This window comes from Micropruina sp. (genome assembly GCF_047602085.1).
GTDB lineage: Bacteria > Actinomycetota > Actinomycetes > Propionibacteriales > Propionibacteriaceae > Micropruina.
Map to the genome: position 1 here is coordinate 667,532 of NZ_JASGID010000002.1, position 26,211 is coordinate 693,742.

26 protein-coding genes and 1 pseudogene are annotated in these 26,211 nt (G+C 68.6%); 22 read left to right on the plus strand and 5 right to left on the minus strand.

The features are described 5' to 3' along the window. Nucleotides 1-214 precede the first annotated feature (214 nt). Nucleotides 215-2,077, minus strand: a complete 1,863-nt coding sequence (typA, locus tag QM721_RS03880) for a translational GTPase TypA (protein WP_415119173.1) — start codon at nt 2,075-2,077, stop codon at nt 215-217. A gap of 142 nt (nt 2,078-2,219) precedes the next feature. Between typA and QM721_RS03885 the strand changes: the two genes are divergently transcribed. The 5 genes and pseudogenes from QM721_RS03885 to QM721_RS03905 all read left to right on the plus strand — a co-directional run. After that, nucleotides 2,220-2,453, plus strand: a complete 234-nt coding sequence (locus QM721_RS03885) for a type II toxin-antitoxin system Phd/YefM family antitoxin (RefSeq protein WP_415119175.1) — start codon at nt 2,220-2,222, stop codon at nt 2,451-2,453. Continuing rightward, complete coding sequence (locus tag QM721_RS03890) at nt 2,450-2,863, plus strand: type II toxin-antitoxin system VapC family toxin (protein ID WP_415119177.1); 414 nt, start codon at nt 2,450-2,452, stop codon at nt 2,861-2,863. The genes QM721_RS03885 and QM721_RS03890 overlap by 4 nt, the downstream gene beginning before the upstream one ends. A gap of 174 nt (nt 2,864-3,037) precedes the next feature. After that, a complete protein-coding gene (locus QM721_RS03895; protein WP_415119179.1) occupies nt 3,038-3,277 on the plus strand; it encodes a hypothetical protein in 240 nt (79 codons plus the stop codon). A 602-nt stretch (nt 3,278-3,879) separates the two neighbouring features. After that, nucleotides 3,880-5,622 carry a DEAD/DEAH box helicase gene (locus QM721_RS03900; protein ID WP_415119181.1) on the plus strand — a complete coding sequence of 581 codons (1,743 nt, stop codon included), beginning with the start codon at nt 3,880-3,882 and terminating at the stop codon, nt 5,620-5,622. 42 nt (nt 5,623-5,664) lie between these two features. Then, nucleotides 5,665-6,009 (plus strand): annotated as a pseudogene (locus QM721_RS03905) (ATP-binding cassette domain-containing protein); the annotation flags it as partial. Between the two features lie 3 nt (nt 6,010-6,012). Here the strand turns inward: QM721_RS03905 and QM721_RS03910 are convergent. Continuing rightward, nucleotides 6,013-6,846, minus strand: coding sequence for an EamA family transporter (locus QM721_RS03910; RefSeq protein WP_415120106.1), 834 nt, complete (start codon nt 6,844-6,846; stop codon nt 6,013-6,015). Nucleotides 6,847-6,853: 7 nt separating this feature from the next. Continuing rightward, entirely contained in the window at nt 6,854-8,377 is a 1,524-nt protein-coding gene (locus QM721_RS03915; protein WP_415119183.1) for an amino acid permease, read from the minus strand. A gap of 107 nt (nt 8,378-8,484) precedes the next feature. On the opposite strand from QM721_RS03915, the gene QM721_RS03920 reads away from it, so the two are divergent. The 8 genes from QM721_RS03920 (at nt 8,485) to QM721_RS03955 (ending at nt 15,961) form a co-directional block, all read left to right on the plus strand. Then, entirely contained in the window at nt 8,485-9,612 is a 1,128-nt protein-coding gene (locus QM721_RS03920; protein ID WP_415119185.1) for a GTPase family protein, read from the plus strand. A 34-nt stretch (nt 9,613-9,646) separates the two neighbouring features. Then, nucleotides 9,647-11,011, plus strand: a complete 1,365-nt coding sequence (locus tag QM721_RS03925) for an L-serine ammonia-lyase (RefSeq protein ID WP_415119187.1) — start codon at nt 9,647-9,649, stop codon at nt 11,009-11,011. Nucleotides 11,012-11,109: 98 nt separating this feature from the next. Beyond that, nucleotides 11,110-12,606 carry a methylmalonyl-CoA carboxytransferase subunit 5S gene (locus QM721_RS03930; protein ID WP_415119189.1) on the plus strand — a complete coding sequence of 499 codons (1,497 nt, stop codon included), beginning with the start codon at nt 11,110-11,112 and terminating at the stop codon, nt 12,604-12,606. Between the two features lie 5 nt (nt 12,607-12,611). Further along, complete coding sequence (locus tag QM721_RS03935) at nt 12,612-14,168, plus strand: acyl-CoA carboxylase subunit beta (RefSeq protein WP_415119191.1); 1,557 nt, start codon at nt 12,612-12,614, stop codon at nt 14,166-14,168. 10 nt (nt 14,169-14,178) lie between these two features. Then, nucleotides 14,179-14,445 (plus strand): hypothetical protein, encoded by a 267-nt coding sequence (locus tag QM721_RS03940; RefSeq protein ID WP_415119193.1) that lies wholly within the window; start codon nt 14,179-14,181, stop codon nt 14,443-14,445. 11 nt (nt 14,446-14,456) lie between these two features. Continuing rightward, nucleotides 14,457-14,816, plus strand: coding sequence for a biotin/lipoyl-containing protein (locus QM721_RS03945; RefSeq protein ID WP_415119195.1), 360 nt, complete (start codon nt 14,457-14,459; stop codon nt 14,814-14,816). A gap of 4 nt (nt 14,817-14,820) precedes the next feature. Continuing rightward, on the plus strand, nt 14,821-15,024 hold the full coding sequence (locus QM721_RS03950) for a hypothetical protein (RefSeq protein ID WP_415119197.1): 204 nt from the start codon (nt 14,821-14,823) through the stop codon (nt 15,022-15,024). A 184-nt stretch (nt 15,025-15,208) separates the two neighbouring features. Beyond that, the gene (locus tag QM721_RS03955; RefSeq protein ID WP_415119199.1) at nt 15,209-15,961 is read left to right on the plus strand and encodes a phosphoglyceromutase; all 753 of its coding nucleotides are present in this window, start codon (nt 15,209-15,211) and stop codon (nt 15,959-15,961) included. A 181-nt stretch (nt 15,962-16,142) separates the two neighbouring features. Here the strand turns inward: QM721_RS03955 and phoU are convergent, their stop codons facing one another. Further along, complete coding sequence (gene phoU / locus QM721_RS03960) at nt 16,143-16,808, minus strand: phosphate signaling complex protein PhoU (RefSeq protein ID WP_415119201.1); 666 nt, start codon at nt 16,806-16,808, stop codon at nt 16,143-16,145. A gap of 176 nt (nt 16,809-16,984) precedes the next feature. Between phoU and QM721_RS03965 the strand changes: the two genes are divergently transcribed. Then, nucleotides 16,985-18,139 carry a sensor histidine kinase gene (locus QM721_RS03965; RefSeq protein ID WP_415119203.1) on the plus strand — a complete coding sequence of 385 codons (1,155 nt, stop codon included), beginning with the start codon at nt 16,985-16,987 and terminating at the stop codon, nt 18,137-18,139. Next, nucleotides 18,136-18,813: a response regulator gene (locus tag QM721_RS03970; protein ID WP_415119205.1), complete on the plus strand. Its 678-nt coding sequence runs from the start codon at nt 18,136-18,138 to the stop codon at nt 18,811-18,813. The genes QM721_RS03965 and QM721_RS03970 overlap by 4 nt, the downstream gene beginning before the upstream one ends. 6 nt (nt 18,814-18,819) lie before the next feature. Here the strand turns inward: QM721_RS03970 and QM721_RS03975 are convergent, their stop codons facing one another. After that, nucleotides 18,820-19,317 (minus strand): hypothetical protein, encoded by a 498-nt coding sequence (locus QM721_RS03975; RefSeq protein ID WP_415119207.1) that lies wholly within the window; start codon nt 19,315-19,317, stop codon nt 18,820-18,822. Nucleotides 19,318-19,541: 224 nt separating this feature from the next. Between QM721_RS03975 and QM721_RS03980 the strand changes: the two genes are divergently transcribed. The 7 genes from QM721_RS03980 (at nt 19,542) to QM721_RS04010 (ending at nt 26,200) form a co-directional block, all read left to right on the plus strand. Beyond that, the gene (locus QM721_RS03980; protein ID WP_415120108.1) at nt 19,542-20,312 is read left to right on the plus strand and encodes a DeoR/GlpR family DNA-binding transcription regulator; all 771 of its coding nucleotides are present in this window, start codon (nt 19,542-19,544) and stop codon (nt 20,310-20,312) included. Further along, nucleotides 20,309-21,268 carry a 1-phosphofructokinase family hexose kinase gene (locus QM721_RS03985; RefSeq protein ID WP_415119209.1) on the plus strand — a complete coding sequence of 320 codons (960 nt, stop codon included), beginning with the start codon at nt 20,309-20,311 and terminating at the stop codon, nt 21,266-21,268. The genes QM721_RS03980 and QM721_RS03985 overlap by 4 nt, the downstream gene beginning before the upstream one ends. Before the next feature lie 27 nt (nt 21,269-21,295). Beyond that, a complete protein-coding gene (locus QM721_RS03990; protein WP_415119211.1) occupies nt 21,296-23,371 on the plus strand; it encodes a fructose-specific PTS transporter subunit EIIC in 2,076 nt (691 codons plus the stop codon). Nucleotides 23,372-23,643: 272 nt separating this feature from the next. Then, nucleotides 23,644-24,129 (plus strand): CarD family transcriptional regulator, encoded by a 486-nt coding sequence (locus QM721_RS03995; RefSeq protein WP_415119213.1) that lies wholly within the window; start codon nt 23,644-23,646, stop codon nt 24,127-24,129. Nucleotides 24,130-24,267: 138 nt separating this feature from the next. Beyond that, nucleotides 24,268-24,996 (plus strand): 2-C-methyl-D-erythritol 4-phosphate cytidylyltransferase, encoded by a 729-nt coding sequence (gene ispD, locus QM721_RS04000; protein WP_415119215.1) that lies wholly within the window; start codon nt 24,268-24,270, stop codon nt 24,994-24,996. Beyond that, nucleotides 24,993-25,469 carry a 2-C-methyl-D-erythritol 2,4-cyclodiphosphate synthase gene (gene ispF / locus QM721_RS04005; RefSeq protein ID WP_415119217.1) on the plus strand — a complete coding sequence of 159 codons (477 nt, stop codon included), beginning with the start codon at nt 24,993-24,995 and terminating at the stop codon, nt 25,467-25,469. The genes ispD and ispF overlap by 4 nt, the downstream gene beginning before the upstream one ends. Beyond that, nucleotides 25,466-26,200 (plus strand): GNAT family N-acetyltransferase, encoded by a 735-nt coding sequence (locus QM721_RS04010; RefSeq protein ID WP_415119219.1) that lies wholly within the window; start codon nt 25,466-25,468, stop codon nt 26,198-26,200. Before ispF ends, QM721_RS04010 begins: the two co-directional genes overlap by 4 nt. Nucleotides 26,201-26,211 lie beyond the last annotated feature (11 nt).

The following is a 26,211-nucleotide window of genomic DNA, read 5'->3' on the forward strand; positions in this document are numbered from 1 at the left end:
AAAATCGGTCGGGGGACTGCCTGAGGTGGTGCGAAGGATCGAGCCGGGTCGGAACGCAAGGGAGGAAGCGTTCCGGACCCGGCTCTCCTCAATTTGGTTCGCCGATCTCACCATCGGTGTCTGCCGCGCGGGGCTCGGGTCGGCGCGCACCAAAAGGGGGCGGCGACACCACCGTCACCCATCCGGCGCCGCGGCACTGGACGGGTGTGGCTGTCTACGCCTTCTTGGCCCGGTTCCGTGCCTTGGCCCGCTCGTTGGCGTCCAGGATGACCTTGCGCAGCCGGACGTGGGACGGGGTCACCTCGAGGCATTCGTCGCCGCGGCAGAACTCCAGCGCCTGCTCCAACGAGTGCACCCGCGGTGGGATCAGCCGCTCCAGTTCTTCACCGGTGGAGGAGCGCACGTTGGTGAGTTTCTTCTCTTTGGTGGGGTTGACGTCCATGTCTTCGTTGCGCGGGTTCTCGCCGACGATCATGCCCTGGTAGACCTCTTCGGTCGGCGCCACGAACAGCACGCCGCGATCCTGCAGGTTGAACAAGGCGTAGGAGGTCACCGCGCCGGTGCGGTCGGCCACCAGCGAGCCGGTCGAGCGGGTGACGATCTCGCCGGCCCACGGCTCGTAGCCCTCGAAGACGTGGTGCATGATGCCGGTGCCGCGGGTCTGGGTGAGAAACTCGGTGCGGAAGCCGATCAGGCCCCGGGCCGGAATGGCGTACTCCATGCGCACCCAGCCGGTGCCGTGGTTGATCATCTGCTCCATGCGCGAGCGCCGGGTGCCCATCAACTGGGCGACGGTGCCGACGTGCTCCTCGGGAATGTCGACGGTGAGCCGCTCGAACGGCTCCTGCACCTTGCCGTCGACGACCCGGGTGAGCACCTGCGGCTTGCCGACGGTCAGCTCGAAACCCTCGCGGCGCATCATCTCGACCAGGACGGCCAGCTGCAGCTCGCCTCGGCCCTGCACCTCCCAGGTGTCCGGACGCTCGGTCGGCAGCACCCGAATCGACACGTTGCCGATCAGTTCGGCGTCCAGCCGGGCCTTCAGCAGCCGGGCGGTGAGCTTGGTGCCGGACTTGCCGGCCAGCGGCGAGGTGTTGATGCCGATGGTCATCGAGATGGACGGCTCGTCGACGTGGATCAGCGGCAGCGGCTTGGGATTCTCCGGGTCGGAGAGGGTCTCGCCGATCATGATGTCGGGAATGCCGGCGATCGCGACGATGTCGCCCGGCCCGGCTTCCTCCGCCGGCTGCCGCTCCAGCGCGTGGGTCATCAGCAACTCGGACAGCTTCACGTTCGTCACGCTGCCGTCGGTGCGGCACCAAGCAACGTTCTGGCCCCGGCGCAGGGTGCCGTTGATCACCCGGCATAACGCCAGCCGGCCCAGGTAGGGGGAGGCGTCCAGGTTGGTCACGTGCGCCTGCAGCGGCGCGTCCTCGGTGTAGACCGGCGCCGGGATGGCGTCCATGATCACGCCGAACAGGGGCTCCAGGTTCTCCGAATCGGGCAGGCCTCCGTCCTCGGGTTGGGTGAGCGAGGCACGTCCGGCCTTGGCGGCGCAGTAGACCACCGGGAAGTCGAGCTTGTCGGCCTCGTCGTCGTCGAGCAGGTCCAGGAAGAGTTCGTAGACCTCGTCGGTGACCTCGCTGATCCGGGCGTCGGCGCGGTCGACCTTGTTGATCACCACGACGATCGGCAGGTGTTTGGCCAGCGCCTTGCGTAACACGAACCGGGTCTGCGGCAGCGGACCCTCGGAGGCGTCCACCAGCAGCAGCACGCCGTCCACCATCTCCAGGCCACGCTCCACCTCGCCGCCGAAGTCGGCGTGCCCGGGGGTGTCGATGATGTTGATGGTGACCGAGCTGCCGTCTGGCCGGACGTGGTCGACGGCGGTGTTCTTGGCGAGGATGGTGATGCCCTTCTCGCGCTCCAGGTCCATCGAGTCCATCACCCGCTTCTCGACGTCCTGGTTGGCGCGGAAGGCGCCGGACTGCCACAGCATGGCGTCGACCAGGGTGGTCTTGCCGTGGTCGACGTGGGCGATGATCGCGACATTGCGCAGGTCAGCGCGGACGGGCATACGGGGACCTTTCGATAGGGCAACCGGATGATTCTACGGTGTCCGAGCGGACGACCCTGGCGGCGGGAGTCTGCCGAGACCGTAGCGAACTCGGCGACCAAACAGACCTAGCGAACCGGTCCGAAGGGTCTATTCTAGAGGCGTGAAGACCGTCAGCACCACGGAAGCCAAGGCCAGGCTCAACGCTTTGCTGGTCGAGGTCGAGAGCGGCGAGAGCTTCACGATCACGAGTCATGGACGTCCCGTGGCGGTGCTCTCGAAGGTGGAGGCGCCGGCACGCACCTTCGGGCGGTTCGCGGGGCTGATCACGATCGGCGATGACTTCGATGCGCCGCTGACCGAGGAGGAACTAGCCGAGTGGGGAGAGGTCGGGTGAGTGGGGCTGCTCGGACGCTGCTGCTCGACACCTGCACGTTGCTCGAGATGACGATCGTGCCGGGACGGATCGCACGCGCCGCGATGGCGGAGTTGAACGACCCGTCGGTGGAGCTGCTGGTCTCCGCCGCGACCGCCTGGGAGGTCTCGATCAAGACCAGGCAGGGGAAGCTGGCCGGCGGTGAACGTCTACTCGCCTCCTGGGATCGGGCACTGCTCGATCTGCAGGCGACCCCGCTCGGGATCGACCATAACGATGCGATCCGCGCCGGTGGGCTGCCCTGGGCGCATCGCGATCCCTTCGACCGGATGCTCGTCGCGCAGGCGACTCGGAACAACGTTCCGCTCGTCACGCGGGACGAGCTCATTCTCGGAGCGGGCGTCGTCGCGACGCTCGACACCAGGCGCTGATCCGCGTTCTGCCAAGGGTGTCGGCTTCGGCATCGTCGAGCTGGTCGCTGGTCGCTGGTCGAACCCCCGACGAAGAGGCGTTGGAACGCCTGTTGAAGGAGTATGGCGACGGCCCCGAGGTGGCCGAGAGCAGTGGGGACCACACTCGTCGATCGACTCGTGGCAGAGGCTGTAGTGGAGATCGAGCCGGTGACTGTTGAACAGGCGCGCCGGGCGCGCCTGGCGTTCGAACGCTATGGACGTGGGCGCGGCTCGCTGGCCAGGCTCAACTTCGGCGACTGCTTCGCGTCAACGAAGCGCGATCAACGCAACCCGCTGGTTGAGCGTGTCGAAACCCCTTGCCAGCGCCGGATCCCCCGCAAGGTCTCGACAAGCTCGACCAACGACGATCAGCGCTTACTCAACGAGGCGTGAGCCACGGATGGTGGGAGGCGGTCAGTGCCGCTGGCGAATCAGCCGGAGCGCATAGTCGAACCAGAACTCCCCGGCGGCAGGCTCGCCGGGCCGGCAGTTGCCGTCCTCTTCGCCGGGAACCGTGATCCACGGGCGAGCGATCGCGTCGGTGTGTCCGGGTCCGGCTCGAGGTTGACGACGACCCGCCGCGACCCGATGGTGTCGGCCACCTCGAGGCGGCCGGCGGTCCGAGGGTGGTCGCCTGAGCGTCGGCCGGTCGCCGGGCCCGATGCGCCGAAACGTGCGTTTCTAGGCGGGCTGCGGCGGTCTCTGGGCGGGTCCGCGCGGAAACGCGAGTTATGGCCCCGCCCCGGGCGGGGCAAAACGCTCATTTCTCCGCGGCGGGGGCCTCGACGACGCACCGGCGCTTTCATAACGCGCAGATCTCCGCGGACTGCTCGGGAAACGTGTTTCGTGGACCTCAGTGCGTCGGTGCGCGTGGCTCCGGCCCTGCGACGGAGCCCGGACCTGCTGACGGGCGCGCACCAGGAAGTGCGGCGTCCGGATCTGGGCTAAGGTCGCCTACCTATGTGCCTGCCCGACCCCCACCCGCGAGCCCGTCGATGAGTCACTCCGCGATCGAGCGGCTCCCCCCGGCGTTCCCGCAGCGGGCGCCTTGGGGCACCTCGGCGAAGCTGCGGGCTTGGCAGGCCGAGGCGCTCCAGCGCTACCAGCAGGCCGCGCCCACCGACTTCTTGGCCGTCGCCACCCCCGGCGCCGGCAAGACCACGTTCGCGCTGCGGGTGGCTTCCGAGTTGCTGCACGAGCGCACCGTCAAGAAGATCATCGTGGTCGCCCCCACCGAACACCTCAAGGTGCAATGGGCCGACGCAGCCGCGAAGGCCGGCATTCAGCTCGACCCCGGTCTGGCCGGGCGTCGCAAAGGCCGGTCGAAACAGTTCGACGGGGTCGCCGTCACCTACGCCGGGGTGGCCGCCGGCATGCTCAGCTACGAGGCGATGGTGGCTCGCGACGACACCCTGGTGATTCTCGACGAGGTGCACCATGCCGGCGACTCGCTGAGCTGGGGCGAGGCGGTCACCGAAGCCTTCCGCCTTGCCAAGCGCCGCTTGGCGTTGACCGGCACGCCGTTTCGATCCGACGCCAACCCGATTCCGTTCGTCGCCTACGACGAGCAGCCGGGAGGCACCCGAGTGTCGCGCGCCGACTACACCTACGGCTACGCCGAGGCGCTGCGCGACCATGTGGTGCGGCCGGTGGTGTTCATGAACTACGGCGGTCCGATGCGCTGGCGCACCAAGGCGGGCGAGACCGTGGCCGCCAACCTGGGCGAGCTGCTCACCAAGGACGTCAGCGCGCAGGCCTGGCGTACCGCACTCGACCCGAAGGGGGAGTGGATCTCGGCGGTGCTGGCCGCCGCCGACCGGCGGCTCACCGAGGTGCGTCGCCACCTGCCGGATGCCGGTGGCCTGGTGATCGCCACCAACCAGACTCAGGCTCGGGCCTACGCCAAGGTGCTGGACTCTCTGACCGGCGAGAAGCCGACCGTGGTGTTGTCGGACGACCCCGGCTCCAGCAAGCGGATCGAGGCGTTCGAGGCGTCCGACGAGCGCTGGATGGTGGCGGTGCGCATGGTGTCGGAGGGGGTGGACGTGCCCCGGCTGGCCGTCGGGGTCTACGCCACCGCGACCTCGACCCCGCTGTTCTTCGCCCAGGCGGTCGGACGCTTTGTGCGCGCCCGGCGACGCGGCGAACTGGCCACCGTCTTTCTGCCGACGGTTCCGATCATCCTGGCCCATGCGGCCACCCTGGAGCGGCAGCGGGACCACGTGCTGGGGGCTCCGGCTGCCAAAGAGGTGTGGGACGAGACCGACGCCGAATTGGCTGCGGCGAACCGCGCCGAAAAGGCGGCCGACGAGTTGGAGGGCAGCTTCGAGGCGCTGACCTCGGAGGCCACCTTTGACCACGTGCTGTTCGACTCCCAGCAGTTCGGCATGCATGCCGTCCCGACCTCCGATGACGAGGCTGACTACCTGGGCTTGCCCGGCCTACTCGAAACCGACCAGATCGGTCACCTGTTGCGGGAACGGCAACGTCGCCAGGTGAGTCGCCACGACAGGGCCGAACGTCGCGAGAAGCTGCCGCCCGAGGTTGCCCTGCACCGCGCCTTGGAGGCCCGCCGCAAGGAGCTGAACACGCTGGTCGCGCAGCACGCCCGGGCCACCGGACGTCCGCACAGCCACGTGCATGCCGAACTGCGCCGGCAGTGTGGCGGCCCACCACTGGCCCGGGCCAGCACCGAACAAGTCGAGCAGCGGATCGCGATGATCAGGCGTTGGGGCTGACCCCGGTCTTTCGAATCGCGCTGTCACCGCAGGGCGGGACTCTCCGGTGGTGAGCGCCGCCGTGTCCTGCTGGCCCGAGCGCTCGCGCAGCGAACTCCGCTGGTGATCCTCGATGAGCCGACCAATCACCTCGACGTCCGCTTCCAGTACCAACTGCTCGAGGTGATCAAGCGGGCCCGACGCACGGTCGTGCTCGCCTTGCACGATCTCGACCTGGCTCTCGACTACGCCGATCACGTCGCGGTGTTGGAGGGCGGTCAGTTGATCGCCGAGGGGGTGCCCGAAGAGGTGCTGACGCCCGACGTCCTGGAGCCCGTGTTCGGCGTCCGGGTGACCCCGGTCACGCATCCGCGCAGCGGGCGGCCCCGGCTGCTCTTCGATCCGTGAGGTTCATCCGGCCGCGATCAGCCCGACGCCGGCGAACGCCAGCGCCACCCCGGCGAGCTGCACCGGCTTCAGGCGTTCCCGAAGCAGCACCGCGGCGAGCCCGACGGTGACCACCGGGTACAGCGCCGACAGCACCGCCGTGATCGACAGCAGGTCGAGGGTGCTGGCGAAGCCGAGCAGCGCATTCGCCGCGACGTCGCCCAGGCCGAGCAGCGCCAGTTTCGGCAGGTCGGACGCCTTCACCCCGCCCACGCTCCGCACCAGCACCGCGGCGACCGCGAAGCCCATCACCGACGTGGTGCGCATGCCGACCATCGTGAAAATCGTCGAGGACGCCGCCCCCCGCGCGATCGCCAGCATCGTCACGCCGAAGCCGGCGGCGGCCGCCAGGGCGAACCAGACGGCCTGCTGCTTGACGTGCTGCTCGCCCCGCAATTCGGGGCCGCTGGCCAGTACGGCGCCCGCGAAGGCGACCAGGATTCCGGCCAACTGGACGCCGTGTGGCTGCTCGCCCGCCAGCAGTCCGGCCACCACCGGGATCGATACCGCCAGCGCCGAGATCGGCGACACCACCCCGACCGTGCCGAAGGCGAGGGCCCGGTAGAAGCAGACGAGCGCCAGCGAACCTGCTGCGCCGGCCAGCACCGACCAGCCGGCCCAGCCCCAGTCGGACGCGGCGGGCACGAACGGCAGCACCACCAGCAGCAACACCAGCGAACACGCCTGCGAGACCCCGACCACGGCAGCAGACGGCAGCCGCCGGCTCAGCGTGCCCCCGGCGAAGTCGGCGACGCCCCAGGTGAGTGCCGACCCGAGCGCCAGCAGCGGCCCGATCAGGGCCGTCTCACTGGGCGTCCGGGCGCTTCACGACCCCGTCGTCCATCGCGGCCTGGACGTCGTGCGGCAGCGGCGCGCCGGTCGCCAGCCTCGCCTTGCGGTAGCCGTAGGAGAAGTAGACGATGAAGCCCAGGGCCATCCAGACGATGAACCGCACCCAGGTCTCCAGCGACAGGTTCAGGGTCAGGTAGAAGCAGATCAGCGCCGACGTGATCGGCAGCGCCGGAACCAGCGGCACCGTGAACGCGCGCGGCAGGTCGGGCCGCTTACGGCGCAGCACCACCACGGCGATCGACACCAGGATGAACGCGGTCAGGGTGCCGATGTTCACCATTTCTTCCAGCACCCCGATCGGGGTGAAACCGGCGGTGATCGCGCAGACGACCGTGACGATCATCGAGATCTTCCACGGCGTCTTGAACCTCGGATGCACCTTGGCGAGGCTGATCGGCAGCAGGTTGTCGCGCGACATGGCGAAGATGATCCGGGTGGCGCCGATCATCAGGGTCAGCACCACGGTGGTCAGGCCGGCCACGGCGCCCGCCGAGATCAGCGTCGCCATCCAGTCCTGGCCGTGATGGGCGAACGCGTTCGCCAGCGCCGCGCTGGGATCGATCTCGGTGTAGTTGACCATGCCGACCACAACCAGCGCGACGGCGCAGTACAGGATCGTGCAGATCGTCAGCGAGGCGATGATGCCGATCGGCAGGTCCCTTTGCGGGTTCTTGGCCTCTTCGGCAGTGGTCGCCACCACATCGAAGCCGATGTAGGCGAAGAACACCAGGGCGGCCCCGGCGAACACTCCGCCCCAGCCGAACACACTGGGGGCAGAGCCGGTCAGCCACTGCAGCAGCGGCTGCGTCCAGGAGAAGCCGGTCGTGGCTGCCGAGGGTGCCGGGTCGGGAATGAACGGGCTGTAGTTGGCCGGATTGATGAACATCAGGCCGGCCACGATGACGAACAGCACGATGAACAGCTTCACCCCGACCAGCACCAGGTTGACCCGCATCGACTCTTTGATGCCGATGGTGATCAGCAGGCCGAGCACCAGCACCAGCACGATCGCGGGCAGGTCGACGACGCCGCCGTAGCTGACCGCTGTGGGCAGGGACAGCCCCAGCTTCTTGAGCAGCACACCGAAGTAGGCACTCCAGCCCTGGGCCACCACCGAGGCGCCGAGGAACATCTCCAGAATCAGATCCCAGCCGATGATCCAGGCGAACACCTCGCCGAGCGAGGCGTAGCTGAAGGTGTAGGCCGACCCCGACACCGGCACGGTGGAGGCGAACTCGGCGTAACACATGGCGGCCAGCCCGCAGCACACGGCCGCGACGATGAAGCTGATCACGATCGCCGGGCCGGTCATCTGGTGGGCGACGCGTCCGGTCAGGGTGAAGATGCCGGCGCCGATCACCACGCCCACCCCGAACACCGTCAGGTCGAGCGCGGTCAGAGACTTTTTGAGCTGGTACTCCGGCTCGTCGGTGTCGGCGATGGATTGTTCGATCGACTTGGTGCGCAGCACGCTCATCGTGGCCTCCAGGATTCGTCATCGAATTGCGGTTTTCACAAGCTATTACGCGGCCAGGGGGTAGCGGGGTCCGTCTCGGCGCGGATCTCGCCCCTACCCTTGGTCGGGTGACACAGTGGTTCACCGAGGCATTCCGCAGCGAGTTCGAGAAACAGGCCGCCCAGTTGGGGCGGTTCAACCTGGCCGTCTTCGGCAAGACCGGGGTGGGCAAGTCCACCCTGATCAACGCGATCTTCGGCGAGCCGGTCGCGGCGACCGGCATCGGTGACCCGGTGACCCTCGACACCCATCTGTACCTCGACACCCGCGGCACGCTGGGCCTGGTTGACACCCGGGGCCTCGAGATCGGACGAGACGACGGCGAGCTGATCAAAGAGGTCACCAAGTATGTGAAGCAGATGCGCAGCAAGCCGGTGGCCGAGCAGATCCACGTCGCCTGGTATTGCGTGCGTGGCATGGACCGCCGTTTCGAAGAGGTCGAGGCCACGTTCGTCCGCACGTTGCACGAGCTCGGCATTCCCGTGCTGATGGTGTTCACTCAGGTGCCGATGCGCCAGGGCCAGTACCACCCCGACGCCGTCGAGCTGGCCCGCCAGATCGAGGCCAAGAAGCTGCCGATCGTCGGCGGGCGTCCGTTCATGACCTACGCGATGAGGGACCAGTTCACCGGTCAGCCGCCCTACGGCTTGATGGACGTCCTACAGGCCACCTTTCACGTTGTTCCTGAGGCTGTTCAGTCAGCTCTCACAGCCGCCCAAACGATCGATCTGGCGGCGAAGCACAAGGCTGCGCAGCGGCACATCAACGGCACCGTAGCGGCGGCCGCCGGGGCCGCGGCGGTACCCATCCCGTTCTCGTCGGCGGCCCTGCTGGTGCCCATGCAGTTGGCCATGATGGGCCGGATCGCGCACCTCTATCAGGTGCCGTTCGACCGGGCCGCGCTGTTGGCCGCGGCCTCCACCGGCGTCGCCACCACCCTGGGGCGCAGCGCGGCCGCCAACCTGCTCACATTCATTCCCGGTGCCGGCAGCATCGCCGGCGGTGTGATCAATGCCTCCGTGGCGTCGGGCTTCACCCTGGCCATGGGGCAGGCCTGGCTGACCGTGTGCCAGAAGGCGGCCGCCGGCAAGCTGCCCACCACGGTCGAGGGCGTGATCGACTCCTCGGCGGTGAAGCACCTGTTCGAAGAGGAGTTCCGCAAGCGCATGCCGACCATTCGCAAGAAGGACGACTGACCGTGAGCTCGGGCGCAGTGCTTACAGTTGAGGGGTGACGCTCAGCTTCTTCGACCTGTTCAGCATCGGCATCGGGCCGTCGTCGTCGCACACGGTTGGGCCGATGCGAGCCGCCAACCGGGTGTTGCACGACCTGTCGGCGCAGGGTCGGCTGACCGACGTCGTGCGGGTGCGGGTCGACCTGTACGGGTCGCTCGGGTCGACTGGGCGCGGCCACCACAGCGACCGGGCGGTGCTCCTCGGCCTGCTCGGTGAGGCTCCCGAAACGGTCGAGCCGACCCAGGTGGGGCCGACCGTCGAGCGGGTGCTCACGCAGCATCGGATCAGCCTGCTGGGCCGGCACGAGATCGCCTTCGACCCGGCAGGCGACCTGATCTTGCACCGCCGCCGCGCCTTGCCCGAGCACCCCAACGGCATGCGCTTTCGCTTCGTGGGTGCGGACGGTGACCTGATCGCCGACCGGGTGATGTTCTCGATCGGCGGCGGGTTCGTGGTGGACGCCGACGAACTACGCGAGCGGACTCCCCGCGCGGAGGCCGAGGAACCCTACCCCTTCAGCACCGGCGACGAACTGCTGGCCGTCTGCGCCGAGCACGGGCTGACCATCGACCAGGTGGTCTGGGCGAACGAGTCCACGACCCGCACCCCCGACGAGGTGCGCGCGGGGGTGCTGCGGGTATGGGGCGTGATGCAGGAGTGCGTCCGCAACGGTTTTGGTACGAACGGGCGCCTGCCCGGCGGGCTGAACGTGCTGCGCCGGGCACCGTTGCTGCACCGGCAACTGACCGTCGCTGCGTCGGACGCGCTCACCGACATGGACTGGATCATCGCCTACGCCCTGGCGGTCAACGAAGAGAACGCCGCCGGCGGGCGGGTGGTGACCGCCCCCACCAACGGTGCCGCCGGGGTCATTCCAGCCGTGCTGCACTACTACCGCAGTCACATGCCGGGCGCCGACGACGACGGCATCGTCCGCTTTCTGCTCACCGCGACCGCAATCGGCGTGATCATCAAGACCACCGCGTCGATCTCAGGTGCCGAGGTGGGCTGCCAGGGCGAGGTCGGCTCGGCCTGCGCGATGGCCGCGGCCGGGATGGCCGCGGTGATGGGCGGCACGCCGCGGCAGATCGAGAACGCGGCCGAGATCGGCATGGAGCACAACCTCGGGCTGACCTGCGACCCGGTCGGCGGACTGGTGCAGGTGCCCTGCATCGAACGCAACGCGATCGCCGCGGTCAAGGCGGTGGCGGCCGCCCGTACGGCTTTGCACTTCGACGGCAACCACCTGGTCTCGCTCGACACGGTGGTCAAGACCATGCGTGACACCGGCGCCGACATGATGACCAAGTACAAAGAGACCTCGCGCGGCGGCCTGGCGGTCAACGTGATCGAGTGCTGATCGGCAGGTCGTCCCAGGTCGCAAGAAAACCGATCTCAGTCAGCAGGATTTCACCGAACTACGACATGGAGTAGTAGTCGGGTGACAAGATTGCTCTCATGAGTCAGCGAACCGTTGGGGTGACCGAGGTCGCTCTGCGCGATGCCCACCAGTCTTTGATGGCCACCCGCATGGCGCTCGAAGACATGGTGGATGCCTGTGCCGACATCGACGCGGCCGGCTACTGGTCGGTCGAGTGCTGGGGCGGGGCCACCTACGACGCCTGCATCCGCTTTCTGAACGAAGACCCCTGGGCCCGGCTGCGAACCTTTCGCGAGCTGCTGCCCAACAGCCGGCTGCAGATGCTGCTGCGTGGCCAGAACCTGCTCGGCTACCGGCACTACGAAGACGACGTCGTGCGGCGGTTCGTCGACGCTTCGGCCGAGAACGGCATGGACGTCTTTCGGGTGTTCGACGCCCTGAACGACCCCCGCAACATGGCGGTCGCGATGCAGGCGGTGAACGACACCGGCAAGCACGCCCAGGGCACCATCTGCTACACGATCTCGCCGCTGCACACCGTTGATGGCTTCGTGAAGCTCGCCGGCCAATTGCTCGACATGGGCGCGCAGTCGCTGGCACTCAAAGACATGGCCGCGCTGCTGCAACCGCAGCCCGCCTACGACATCATTCGCGGGATCAAGCAGACCTACGGCGAAGACACCCAGGTCAACGTGCACTGCCACGCCACCACCGGGGTCACCCTGGTCACCCTGATGAAGGCCATCGAGGCCGGTGCCGACGTGGTCGACACCGCGATCAGTTCGATGTCACTGGGCCCCGGGCACAACCCGACCGAGTCGCTGGTGGCCATGCTCGAGGGCACGCCCTACACCACCGAGCTCGACGCCGAGCGGCTGATCCGAATTCGCGATCACTTCGCCACGGTGCGGCCCAAATACGCCGGCTTCGAGTCGGCCACGCTGGTCGACACCGACATCTTCGCCAGCCAGATTCCCGGCGGCATGCTGTCGAATATGGAGAGCCAGTTGAAGGCGCAGGGCGCCGGCGACCGGATCAAAGAGGTGATGGCCGAGGTGCCGCTGGTCAAGGCCGATGCCGGGCACCCGCCGCTGGTCACGCCCTCCAGCCAGATCGTCGGAACCCAGGCCGTGTTCAACACGCTGATGGGCCGCTACAAGGTGCTGACCGGCGAGTTCGCCGACCTGATGCTCGGCTACTACGGCGAATGCATGGGCGAGCGCAACCCCGAGGTGGTCGCCATCGCTCAGGCGCAGGCCAAGAAGGACCCGATCACGGTACGTCCGGCCGATCTGCTGCAACCCGAGTGGAGCACGCTGAGCGCGGACGCCGCCGCGCTCGACGGCTTCGACGGCACCGACACCGATGTGCTCACCTACGCCATGTTCCCGGGCGTGGCGCCGGGCTTCTTCAGCACCCGGGCCGAGGGTCCGAAGAACGTGGGCAAGACCGAGGCCCAGTTGAAGGCCGAGGCGGAGGCCACGTCCGATTCGGGCAACGCGGTCACCGGGCCGATCACCTACCAGGTCAGCATGGGCGGGCGCCAGCACCGCGTGACCGTCGAGAGGGCATGAACGACATGGCGAAAACCAAGGACATGAAGCAGCGGGTCGACGAACTGCTCGACAAGCGCCTCGTCACCCGGGCCGGCGGCGGCGAGAAGCGGTTGGAGAAGCAGCACGCGCAGGGCAAGCTCAGCGCCCGTGAGCGGATCGACGCCCTGATCGACGAGGACAGCTTTCAAGAGATCGGGCTGTTTCGGCGCAACCGCACCGTCGCCTTCGGCATGGACGTCGCCGACATGCCGGCCGACGGCGTGGTCACCGGCACCGGGACGGTGCTGGGGCGTCCGGTGCATATCGCCAGCCAGGACTTCACCGTGGCCGGTGGGTCCGCGGGCGAGACGCACAGCAAGAAGGTCGTCGAGATGATGGAGTCCGCGCTGAAGTGCGGCACCCCGTTCGTCTTCATCAACGACTCCGGCGGCGCCCGGGTGCAAGAGGGCATCGACTCGCTGTCGGGCTACGGCCAGGTGTTCTACGCCAACGTGCTGCTGTCGGGCGCAGTGCCGCAGATCTCGATCATCGCCGGGCCGTGCGCCGGCGGCGCGGCCTACAGCCCGGCGCTGACCGACTTCGTCATCCAGACCCGCAAGGCGCACATGTTCATCACCGGGCCCAACGTGATTGAGCAGGTCACCGGCGAGAAGGTGAGCCAGGACGCCCTGGGCGGCGCCGATGCGCACATGGGCGTGTCGGGGGTCAACCACTTCGTGGCCGACGACGACGAACAGGCGATTCTGATCGCCAAGAAGCTGCTCAGTTTTCTGCCGCAGAACAACACCGAGGATCCGCCGGTCCTCGACCCCGACCCCTACGTCGAGTACGACCCGTCGTTGCACGACATCGTTCCGGCCGAGGGCACCAAGGGCTACGACATTCGTGAGGTGATCGGCCGGGTGGTCGACCACGCCGACTTTCTCGAAGTCCAGGCCGGCTACGCGCAGAACCTGGTGGTCGGCTTCGGCCGGGTCAACGGGCACAGCGTCGGGTTCGTCGCCAACCAGCCCAGTGTGATGGCCGGGGTGCTCGACATCAACGCCAGCGACAAGGGGTCGAAGTTCGTCCGGTTCTGCAACGCCTTCAACATTCCGATCGTCACCTTCGTCGACGTTCCCGGCTTTCTGCCCGGCGTCGCCCAGGAGCACGGCGGCATCATCAGGCACGGCGCCAAGATGCTCTACGCCTACGCCGCGGCGACCGTGCCGAAGATCACGGTGGTGCTGCGCAAGGCCTACGGCGGTGCCTACATCGCCATGTCGGCAAAAGACCTGGGTGCCGATCAGGTCTTCGCCTGGCCCACGGCCGAGATCGCGGTGATGGGTGCCGAGGGTGCCGCGTCGGTGGTGTTCCGGCGTGAGATCGCCGCAGCCGACGACCCGGACGCCCGCCGCGCCGAGCTGGTCGAGGAGTACCGCAACACCTTCTCGACGCCCTTCGTGGCCGCGGCCCGCGGCCTGGTCGACGACGTGATCGACCCCGGCGACACCCGGCGCAAGGTCGCCATGGCGCTCGAACTGCTGACCGCGAAGCGACAATTGCGGCCGGCCAAGAAGCACGGCCTCGGCCCGGTGTGAGGCAGTCACGATGAGCGACCAGAACGCCGAACTGCTCTCGATGGTGCAGGCGCTGACCGACCGGGTCACCGCCATGGAGGTCGAGATCACGCACCTGCGGCTGCTCAACGCCGAGGTGCCCGAAGAGACCATGGTGGCCATTGCCGCCGCCGTGGCCGCCTACCTGGGTCACCGCGCGAAGCGGCGCCAGGCGTCCTTCTCCAACTCCGCGATCTGGCAGAGCGGCACCCGCCGCCGGCAGCACGCCCACGACCCGCTGCACCTGCGCAAAGCCTGAGGAACACGAACATGAAACTGAAGGTCACCGTCAACGGCATTGCCTATGACATCGAGGTCGAGGTCGAGGAGCGGGAGCGTCCGACGCTCGGCTCGCTGGTCATCGGCGGCGGCAGCTCGACCGCAGCCCCCACCACCGCCTCGGTGCAGGCGGCCTCGGCCAACGCCGTGGTAGCGCCCTTGTCGGGGGCGGTCGCTCGCATTCTGGTCGCCGAGGGCGACGAGATCACCGAGGGTCAAGTGCTGCTGGTGCTTGAGGCGATGAAGATGGAAACCGAGATCACCGCGCCGCACGCCGGCACGGTGGCCAGAGTTCTGGTCGGCACCCGCGACGCGGTGGCCGGTGGTGAGGCGCTGATCGAGCTAGCCTGAACCCGTGCCCAAACCCAACTGGCCCTGGTTCATGGTCGCGGTGGTCGCCGCGGTCACCTGCTTCTGGCTGATTCAGTCGGGTCACTTCACCCAGAGCGCGTCGGGGCCGCCCGGCGGCTGGCTGTTCGCTCCGATCGCGCTGCTGGCGGTCTGGGCCTTCGGCCGGGCCTTCTTCAACTTTCGGCTGCCGCCGAGCGACAAGAGCTGAGGTTTCGACACGCTCAACCACTGCCGGTCGAGCGTGTCGAGACCGGTCGTGGGTTCGGGGCCCTTCGGCGCTGAACGGTTGGGTCAGGGCCTGCGTCCGGGGCCGGCTCACCGCCCGTCCCAATGACCGGATCGAATCGTCGCGACGCCTGCCCGGCGAGGGTTTCCGCCGCTAGGCTCCCCTCATGAGTGCGAACCTGATCCTGCTCCGCCACGGCGAGAGCGAATGGAATGCCCTGAACCAGTTCACCGGTTGGGTCGATGTCGACATCAACGAAAAGGGGGTCGGCGAGGCCAAGCGCGGCGGTGCCCTGCTGAAGAGCAGCGGCCTGCTGCCGGATGTGCTGCACACCTCGCTGCAGTTGCGGGCCATCCACACCGCCGAGTTGGCGCTGCACAACTGCGGCCGTACCTGGGTTCCGGTTCGGCGTAGTTGGCGGCTCAACGAGCGCCACTACGGCGACCTGCAGGGCAAGAACAAGGCCGAGACGCTGCAGCAGTACGGCGAGGAGATGTTCATGCTCTGGCGCCGCTCCTACGACACCCCGCCGCCGCCGATCGCCGACGACAACCCCAACACCCAGTTCGACGACCCGCGGTACGCTTTTCTGCCGCCGGAGGCCCGGCCCAAGACCGAGTGCCTCAAAGACGTGGTGATCCGGATGCTGCCCTACTGGTACGACTCGATCGTGCCCGACCTGCGCGCCGGCAAGACTGTGCTGGTGACCGCTCACGGCAACTCGCTGCGCGCCCTGGTGAAGCACCTCGACACGATCTCTGACGAGGCCATCGCCGGGCTGAACATTCCCACCGGCATTCCGCTGCACTACGAGCTGGACGACGACCTGCGTCCGGTCACCCCGGGCGGCACCTACCTCGATCCGGACGCCGCCAAGGCGGCCATTGAGGCGGTCAAGAACCAGGGTAAGAAGAAGTAACACCGATCATTCCCTCGCGGCAGTCCGATTCGATCGGACTGCCGCGAGGGTTTCGGCGTTTCGGGGACTCGCGCCCGCCGGTGGTTGAGCCTGGCGGTGGTTGAGCCTGTCGCTGGTTGAGCCTGTCGAAACCCTTGTGCCGATCCAGGTCTCGACACGCTCGACCGACGAAGGTCGACGCTCAGGCGTAGGTCCAGTTCTCGCCCTCGGGGTGGGTGCCGGTCACCACGTAGATCACCCGGCCGGCCATGATCACCGCATGGTCGGCGATGCGCTCGTAGTAGCGGCCCAGCAGTGCCACGTCGACGGCGGCCTCGACCGAGTACGGCCACTCGCTGCCGAGCAGAATGCGGAACTGGCTCTTGCGCAGCTCGTCCATCTCTTCGTCGCTGTCGGCCAGCTTCGCGGCGTCGTGAGCATTGCGGTCATTGAGGGCTCGTCCGGCGGTGGCGACCATCTCTTCGGCCACCCGGGCCATCAACTCGAAGTTGGGCACCAGGCCCTCGGGCACGGCCTTGGTGGGGTAGCGCAGCCGGGCGATCTTGGCGACGTGGCAGGCCAGGTCGCCCATGCGCACCAGGTCGGCGACCATGCGCATGGCGGCAACGATCGTGCGCAACTCGCCGGCCACGGGTGCCTGGCGCGCCAGCAGCACGAAACAGCGGGCCTCCAGTTCGTCGTGCTGGGCATCGAGCTGGGCGTCGTCGCCGATCACCCGTTCGGCCACCGAGAGGTCGGCCTCCAGCAGCGCCTTGGTGCTCAGCCGGACGGCGGCACCCACCCGTTCGGTCATCAGCACCAGGTCTTCGACAACGCTGTTCAGGTCTTCGCGGTAGTTCTCGCGCATGCTCTCCTTCTTTCAGCCTCGCCCGGCGGCGGTCCTGACGGCGCGTCCACCCTATGCCGGGCCGGTGAGCGATTGCCCCGACCCGGCGAAGATGAGGTGAACAGTCGGTGAACTCTCTCGCGGCTCGGAGCACCGAGTGCCGAAACGAACGACCGGCTGCGCCTATGATCCGAGAGGTGAGCCCGCTCGTCGCCAGTGTTCTGGGTGCCGCGCTCGGCGCCTTGATCACACTGCTCGTGATCACTGTCGTGCGTGCCCGGAGCGCCCCGGCACAGGGCGGCGAACCCATTCCCCTAATGCCCTCCCAGTTGCGCACCACGGTGGAGCATCTGCGCGGCCCGGCCGCCGTGTTCGGGCCGCACGACGAGCTGTTGGCCGAGTCGATCAGTGCCGCGGCCTCGGGGGTGCTGCGCGGCAGCCGGATCGCCCAGCCCGAGGTGCTGCAACTGGTGCGCGATGCCCGCCGCGACGACGAGCCGGGGGTGCTGAACATCGAGGTGCCGGGCGCGCTGGGCTTGCCGAACCGGCCGCTGGCGGTGCGGGTGGCCCCGCTCGGTGACGGCCTGGTGCTGTTGGTGGCCGACGACCGGTCCGAGGCGCTGCGGGTGGACGAGACCCGGCGCGACTTCGTGGCCAACATCACCCACGAGCTGAAGACGCCGATCGGGGCCATCTCGTTGCTCGCCGAGGCCATCGCCGACTCGACCGACGACGCCGCGGCGGTCCGGCACTTCGCCGGGCGAATGACCACCGAGGCGGCCAGGCTGAACGAGCTGATCGCTCAGATCATCGCGTTGTCGCGGCTGCAGTCCACCGACCCGTTGCTGGCCGCGGTGCCGATCGAGGTCGACAGCGTGATCGACGACATGCTCGACCAGGCCCGGGCCCAGGCCGACAACCGGCGGGTCACGCTGACCCACCAGCCGTCCGTGGCCGCGGTGGTACGCGGTGACCGCAACCACATCGAGGCGGCCCTGCGCAACCTGATTCAGAACGCCATCGCCTACTCCGACGCCGGGGCGCGAGTGGTGGTGACCACCAGGGTGCTGCACGACAGCACCGGTGACTGGGCTGAGATCGCCGTGTCAGACAACGGCATCGGCATCGCCGAGGCCGACCAGCCGCGGGTCTTCGAACGCTTCTTTCGGGTCGACTACGGGCGCAGCCGGGCCAACGGCGGCACCGGTCTGGGGCTGTCGATCGTCAAGCACGTCGCCTCGGCCCACGGCGGCACAGTCACCTTGTGGAGCCGGTTGGGTCAGGGCTCGACCTTCACCCTGCGGCTGCCCGCCCAACTGTCAGACCACCAATCCGAAGGGACGGCCGGATGACCCGGGTTTTGTTGATCGAAGACGAGGACGCCTACCGCGAGACCGTCGGCTATCTGCTGCGCAAGGAGGGCTTCGACGTGGTCGAGGCCGCCGACGGCACCATCGGCCTGGCCGAGTTCGACCGCGGTGGCGCCGACATCGTGCTGCTCGACCTGATGATGCCCGGGCTGCCCGGTACCGAGGTGTGCCGACGGCTGCGGGCCCGCAGCTCGGTGCCGGTGATCATGGTCACCGCCCGCGACGACGAGATCGACAAGGTGGTCGGCCTCGAACTGGGCGCCGACGACTACGTGACCAAGCCGTTCAGTCACCGTGAACTGGTGGCCCGGATTCGGGCCGTGCTGCGTCGCGGCCAGGACTTCGAGTTCGAACCGGACGTGCTCGAGATCGATGACGTGCGGATGGACGTGGAGCGGCACGAAGTGTGGGTGCGGGGCGTGCCGGTCAAGCTGGCCCTGAAGGAATTCGAACTTCTTGAGATCCTGCTACGCAACGCCGGCCGGGTGATGACTCGCGGACAGTTGATCGACCGCATCTGGGGGGCCGACTACGTAGGCGACACCAAAACCCTCGACGTGCACGTGAAGCGGCTGCGGGCCAAGGTCGAGACCGACCCGACCGAGCCGCGCCTGCTGGTCACGGTGCGCGGCCTGGGGTACAAGCTCGAGGCGTGAGCCGGGTCAGCCGCCCACGACGATGCCGGAGAACTCGGGGTCGGACGACGGTCGCACCGGCGCCACGATCGTGACCGGGCCGGCCTTGGCGAAGGTCAGCGTCAGCTTGGCGAGCAGCCCCGCCTCGAGATCGGGCGAACTCACCGCGATGCGGGTGGGCGGATCGGTCAGCACGAACAGGGTGTTGGCCGGCAAGGTCAGCGGCAGGCCGGTCGAGGTCACCGTCAGGGCACTGCCGGGGGTGCCGTCGGTCTTCAGCGGGGTGCCCGCAACGGCGGTCAGGGTGTCGTCGGCGTAGCTCACCAGCGAGGCGCTGATCACCCCCTTGCCGGTCGGGTCGGCGATCACCAGCAGATTGCGCACCTTCATGGCGTCGACCTGGGTGTTAACCCCTTCGGCGGGCGTGTACGGCTGCGTCGTCTGGAACGACGCCACGCAACCACTCATGGCCAGCGCCAACGGCACGCACAGGGTGGCTCCGAGTCGTTGCAGGGTGCTGGCCATCTGAACTCCTTGTGGTCGCCCGGTTCGTGGTGGTCAGCCTAACGAATGGTGCCTCGTTTTGGCGCGCTCCCGTTGCCTGCCGTTGCCGTCATCCCTGCACCGGCACAACCAGTGACAGCCATCTACATATGGATTCAGTTGAAGATGTGTTGATTTGCGTTGACAGCGCTCTGGAGTGGCGCAATACTCCACATAATCCAACGAGGGAGAGGGTGATCGCGCCGATGTACGCCGAAGAACGCCAGCGGACGATCGTCAACCTGGCGATGCGCCACGACCGGGTCGCCGTCACCGAGTTGGCCCAGCGCTTCGACGTCACCACCGAAACCGTTCGGCGCGATCTCGACGTGCTGAACCGCCGGGGCATTCTGCGCCGGGTACACGGCGGTGCGGTGCCGGCCGAGAACGTCCGGCTGGTCGAGACCGCGGTGGCCGAACGCGAACCCGCCTTCTCAGCTCAGAAGAGCCGTATCGGCCAGGCCGCACTCGCCTTCCTGCCCGCAGGCTCCGGCTCGACGGTGCTGATCGACTCCGGCACCACCACCGCACGCCTGGCCGCGGCGATGGGGGCCGCACAGCAGCACACCGTGGTCACCAACTCGGTGCCGATCGCGTCGCAGTTGGCCCAGTTGCAGAACAGCCCCGTGCACCTGCTCGGTGGGCGGGTCCGGGGCATCACCCAGGCCACCGTCGGCGGCGAGACCGTCGAGGCGCTCGGCCGGTTGCACTGCGACGTGGTCTTTCTGGGCACCAATGGCATCACCCCGCGGCACGGGCTCTCGACGCCCGACCCCGACGAGGCCGCGGTGAAGCGAGCGATGGTGCGCTCGGCCCGCCGCAAGGTCGTGCTGGCGGATTCGTCGAAGGTCGGCGCCACGCTGTTGATCAGCTTCGCCGCGCTCAATGAGGTCGATGTACTGGTCACAGACTCGGGTTTGCCCGAAGCTGACAGACAACAGCTTGTCAATGCAGGATTGGAGGTAGTCGTCGCATGATCATCACGCTCACCGCGAACCCTAGCCTCGACCGCACTGCCACCCTCGACGCGCCCCTGGCGCGCGGCCAGGTGCAGCGGGTCAGTGGGGTCACTGTCGAGCCCGGTGGCAAGGGGGTCAACGTGGCCCGCGCCATTCACTACGCGGGGCACCCGGTGACCGCCGTGTTGCCCGCCCCGGATTCGGACCCGATCCTGGGGGCGCTGCGCCAGCTCGGCGTGGCGTACCGCACCGTTCCGGTGGCCGAGGGGGTGCGGATGAACCTCACCCTGACCGAGCCCGACGGCACCACCACCAAGCTGAACGAGCCCGGCCCGCTGCTCACCGGCGAGCTGGTCGAACGACTCGCCGCCCTGGTCGTCGAGCAGGCCGCGGGTGCCGAATGGGTGGTGCTCTCGGGTTCGCTGCCGCCCGGCGTGCCCGTCGACTTCTATGCCACCTTGGTGCGCCGGCTGCGTCCGCTGGGGGTCAAGGTGGCCGTCGACACCTCCGACGAGCCGCTGCAGGCCCTGGTCGACAACTTCCCCGATGCGGCTCCCGACCTGCTGAAGCCGAACTCGGACGAGCTTGCCCAGCTCACCGGCGCTGACGCCGAACAGCTGGAGGCGGCAGCCAAGGCCGGTGACCCGAGCGCGGCAGTGGCGGCCTCGCGCAGCCTGGTGGAGCGCGGCGTGACCGCCGTGATGGGCACCCTGGGCGCCTCCGGCGCGGTCCTGGTGACCGCGGACGGTGCCTGGCACGCCAGCCCACCCCCCATCGTCCCGCGCAGCACCGTTGGCGCGGGCGACTCATCGGTGGCCGGATACGTACTGGCCGACTGCGGGGGAGAAGCCGCCCCCGGACGACTCCGAACTGCTGTGGCGTACGGCTCCGCCGCGGCATCCATGGCCGGAAGCGCTTTGCCCAGGCCCGAGCACCTCAATACCGCCGACGTCGTCATCACCGACCTCGGCTGACTTCAGAAACCCGAAAGGACACACCACATGTCGCAGGACCTGATCACTGCTGATCTGGTTGTGCTCGACGTCGATCTTGGTCCGACCAAGAACGATGTGATCCACAATCTGGCCGAGCTGGTCGCGAAGGCCGGTCGGGCCGAAGCGTCCGGCCTTGAGGCCGACGCCCTGGCCCGTGAAGCCAAGGCTGCCACCGGCCTGGGTGGCGGGATCGCCATTCCGCACTGCCGCTCCGCCGCCGTGACCACCAATTCCCTGGCCTTCGCCCGACTGAAGCCGCCGGTTGACTTCGGGGCTTTCGACGGCCCCGCCGACATCGCCTTCATGATCGCGGCCGCCGAGGGCTCCGACGACGCCCACCTTGAGTTGCTGGCCCTGCTGGCCCGCAACCTGGTGCGCTCGGAGTTCACCGACGGGTTGCGCGCCGCGGAGACTCCCGAGGACGTGGTCGCCCTGGTGAACGCCGCGATCCACCCCGAGGAGGAGGCTGCCGCCGCCGCTCCGGCCGCTGCCGCCGCGGCACCCGTTGCGGCTGCGTCCGCCGCGGCCGAAGAGAAGGTGGTCCTGGTGGCGGTCACCGCCTGCCCCACCGGTATTGCCCACACGTTCATGTCGGCAGACGCCCTGGAGCAGGCCGCCAAGGCGGCAGGCGTGGAGTTGCACGTCGAACCGCAGGGCTCCGGCAAGGTCACCCCGATCGCTCCGGCGATCATCGCCGGGGCGTCGGCGGCGATCTTCGCCACCGACGTCGGCGTCCGTGACAAGGAGCGGTTCGCCGGGCTGCCGGTGATCGAGTCCGGCGTCAAGCGCGCCATCAACGAGCCGGCGAAGATGATCGAGGAGGCTCTCGCGGCCGCCAAGGACCCCAACGCCCGCAAGGTGAGCGGCGACGCCTCGGCCGCCGCGTCCGCGCAGGGTGGCAGCCAACTGAGCGCCGGCAAGCGTACCCAGCAGGCCCTGATGACCGGTGTGTCGTACATGATCCCGTTCGTGGCCGCCGGCGGTCTGATGATCGCTCTCGGCTTCGCGATGGCCGGCTTCGACGTCGCGCTGGCCCCGGGCTTCCGCGGTGCGCGGGAGTGCGCCGAGCTGCTCTGGGCCGACCCGACGGCCTGTGCCGCGGCCCAGGCGGCCGGAGCGAACGGTGACACCATCGGTGCCCTGATTCAGGCTGCTGGCTGGAACGCCGGTTTCATGAACTACATCGGCGCGCTGCTATTCACCATCGGCGGGGCGGCTTTCGGCTTCCTGCTGCCGGCGCTGTCGGGCTACATCGCCTTCGGCATGGCCGGACGCCCGGGCATCGCGCCCGGTTTTGTCGGCGGCGTGGTGGCGGGAACGCTGGGCGCCGGCTTCCTCGGCGCACTGGTCACCGGCCTGCTGGCCGGCGTGATCGCCTTGTGGATGTCGGGCTGGAACGTACCCCGCTGGCTCGCCGGCCTGATGCCGGTGGTCGTGATTCCGCTCATCGTCACCGCGATTGTCGGACTCGTCATGTACCTGTTCCTCGGTGCCCCGCTGGCTAACGTGACCAAGGCGATGACCAACGGGCTGGACGGCATGGCCGCCAGTGGCGCGGGCGCCGCGCTGGGCCTGCTGCTCGGCCTGATGATGTGCTTCGACCTGGGTGGCCCGGTGAACAAGGCGGCCTACCTGTTCGCCACCGCCGGGCTGGCCGCACAGACCACGTCGTCGTTCCAGATCATGGCCGCGGTGATGTGCGCCGGAATGGTGCCCCCGATCGCCCTGGCGCTGGCCACCACGGTGCGTTCCAAGCTGTTCACCGAGGTCGAGCTCGAGAACGGCCGGGCGGCCTGGCTGCTGGGTGCCGCCTTCATCTCTGAGGGCGCCATTCCGTTCGCCGCGGCCGACCCGCTGCGGGTGATCCCCTCGATGATGGCCGGCGGCGCCGTCACCGGAGCACTCTCGATGGCCATGGGCGTCGGCTCGCGGGCCCCGCATGGCGGCCTGCTGGTCGTGCCGCTGATGACCAATGCCTTCGGCTTCCTGATCGCGCTGGTCGCCGGTGCGATCATTGCCGCGATCGCCGTCATCGCGATGAAGCAGTTCTGGCCTGCCAAGCAGCCGGCCGTGGCGGCCTGAGCCGTCCGTTCTCCCGCTGGGTCCGCCGGTTCGCCGGCGGGCCCAGCGGCGTTTGCAAACGGTGAACAGCAGGTGGCCCGACGACGGCCATGACGGCGACATCTTGTGTTGTCAGAGGCGTTTTGCGACAGAATTCCTGGCTTACAAGGGCCGGTCTCGGCACAGCGCAGCCATCTTTGTCAACCCCCTAAAGTGCCTCTGGCTAGGACGAACGTTTCGAATGGCTGGCCTGCCCGTGCTACCATGGGTGACTGGAAAGGGGTCTGCATAAGATGACTTTTGAAGTCGGTGAGACGGTGGTCTACCCCAATCATGGGGCGGCCGTCATCGAAGACATTGAAACCCGGACGATCAAAGGCGAGGACAAGCTCTATCTGGTCCTGCGCATTGTTGGCCAGAATGATCTGGTGGTTCGGGTGCCGGCACAGAACCTCGACGAGATCGGCGTCCGCAACGTTGTGGACGCGGACGGTCTGGCTCGGGTGTTCGACGTACTCCGGGCGCCGCACACCGAAGAGCCGACCAACTGGTCGCGACGGTACAAGGCCAACCTCGAGAAATTGCACTCCGGCAACGTGATGAAGGTGGCCGAGGTCGTGCGTGACCTGTGGCGGCGCGAACGCGAGCGGGGCCTGTCCGCGGGCGAGAAGCGCATGCTGGCCAAGGCTCGCCAGATTCTGGTGTCAGAGCTGGCGCTGGCCGAGAAGGTTGCCGAAGATCGGGCCGAGGTTCTGCTCGACGAGGTTCTCGCCTCCTGAACTGATTCACCTGAACACCGCCCGTCGCGCATTTCACGCGGCGGGCGGTTTCGCATGGGGGGGGGAGCCGCCGGTCATGATTCTCGCGGCCCCGGCCCCGGCCCCGGCCCGACGGTCCGCCGACCTATACTGCCGCTTGTGCCTGAGCCCGTACCCGTCGTCGTCGTCGCCGCCGGGCGTGGGGTTCGCTTCGGCGGCCCCGTGCCGAAACCCGTCACCACCTTGGCCGGCAAGGCCGTGGTGGCCATCTCGGTCGAGGCCATGGCGGCCGGGGGCTGCACCCACGCGGTCGTGGTGATCCCCCGCAACGGCGAGCACCACTTTCAGCCGGCGCTGGCCGGCTCGCCGATTCCGGTCACCCTGGTCGAGGGCGACGAAACCCGCCAGGCGTCGGTGCGCCGGGGGATCGAGGCCATTCGGATGGACCCCGCGTTGCGCGAGGCCCGGGTGGTGCTGGTGCACGACGCGGTTCGTCCGCTGGTGCCGGCACCCGTGGTGGCCCGGGTGATCCAGGCCATCGGCGAGGGCGCGGTGGCGGTCGCCCCGGCGATTCCGGTGGCCGACTCGATTCGCGAAGAGGCGCCGGACGGGCGCTTGACGGTGGTCGATCGCGACCGGCTGCGGGCCGTCCAGACCCCGCAGGGGTTCGATCTGGGGGTGCTCGAAGCCAGCCATGGCTACGCGGCCGAACAGCAGATCGAGTGCACCGACGATCTCTCGGTCTGCGAGGCCGCTGGTTACCCGGTCGGGTTGGTCGAGGGCGCGACGACCGCGCTCAAGATCACCTCGGCCACCGATCTCGACCTGGCCCATGCCCTTCTCAAGCTGCCCGCCGAACCGGCGCCGGTGATCAGGAGCCAAGGGTGAACCTTCCCCGGGTGGGCATCGGCAGCGACGTGCACGCGCTGGCCGACGGCGTGCCGATGTGGGTGGCCGGGCTGCATTTCGCCGACGAGCCGCGGGGGCTGGCCGGCCATTCCGACGGCGACGTCGCCTGCCACGCCATCTGCGACGCGCTGCTGTCGGCGGCCGGGCTGGGCGACCTGGGCAGCACGATCGGCACCGACCGTCCGGAGTGGGCGGGGGCGTCGGGAGTGCGGCTGCTCACCGAGATCGCAGCCCTGGTGCGGGCCGCCGGTTTCGAGATCGGCAACGTGGCGGTGCAGGTGATCGGTAACCGGCCCCGGCTGCTGCCGCGGCGAGCCGAGGCGGAACGCCTGCTCAGCGAGACTCTGGGCGTGCCGGTGTCACTGGCCGGCAAGACCACCGACGGGCTGGGGCTGACCGGCCGCGGCGAGGGCCTGGCGGCCATCGCGACTGCGCTCGTCGTGGCCCGATGACTGACCCAATCGCCCTGACTGACCCGATCGCGCTGACTGACGCCATCGCCCTGTGCGCGCACGGCGAAGCGGCGTGGCACGGCGCGGCCTACGCGTCGCTGGGTGCTGGCTGGGCCGATGATGGACGCCTCGGACGGGCCACCGGCGGCGTGCCGCACCGGTTGTTGTTCGGGGCGGTCACCCTGGCCCCCGACGCCACCGTGCCCCAGCAGGTGCCCGGCATCGTCTGCGACAGCTTCGCGCGGTTGCTGCTGCCCGGGCGGCAGGCCGAACCCGCCGGGTATTGGATGATCCGCTCCGGTGCCGCCCGGGCCGGCCTGCCGGAGGTTCGGGGCCTGCGGGTTCGCCGGGCCGAGACCGATGACGACGTCGCCTGGTTCGAGTACCTGGCGTTTCTGGCAGCCGACGGTGAGCTGCCGGCCACCTCGGGTGAGCTGCAGCCGCCGGGTACCCAGCGGCTGCCGGGCGTCACCTTGCTGGTGGCCGAGATCGACGGCGAGGGCGTCGGTACCGCGCTGTCGATGGTGACCGGACGGGTGAACAACCTCGGTGCGGTCGCGGTGATGCCGGCCTACCGGGGCCGCGGCATCGGGTCACTGCTCACCGAGGCGGCGGTGGCTGTGGCGCCGGGGCTGCCCGCCACCCTGTCGGCGACACCGGCGGGCCGAGGGGTGTACGCCCGGTTGGGCTTCGCGCAGGTGGGCCGTCCGCTGCACCATCACCCGGCCTGAGCGTCGGCCCG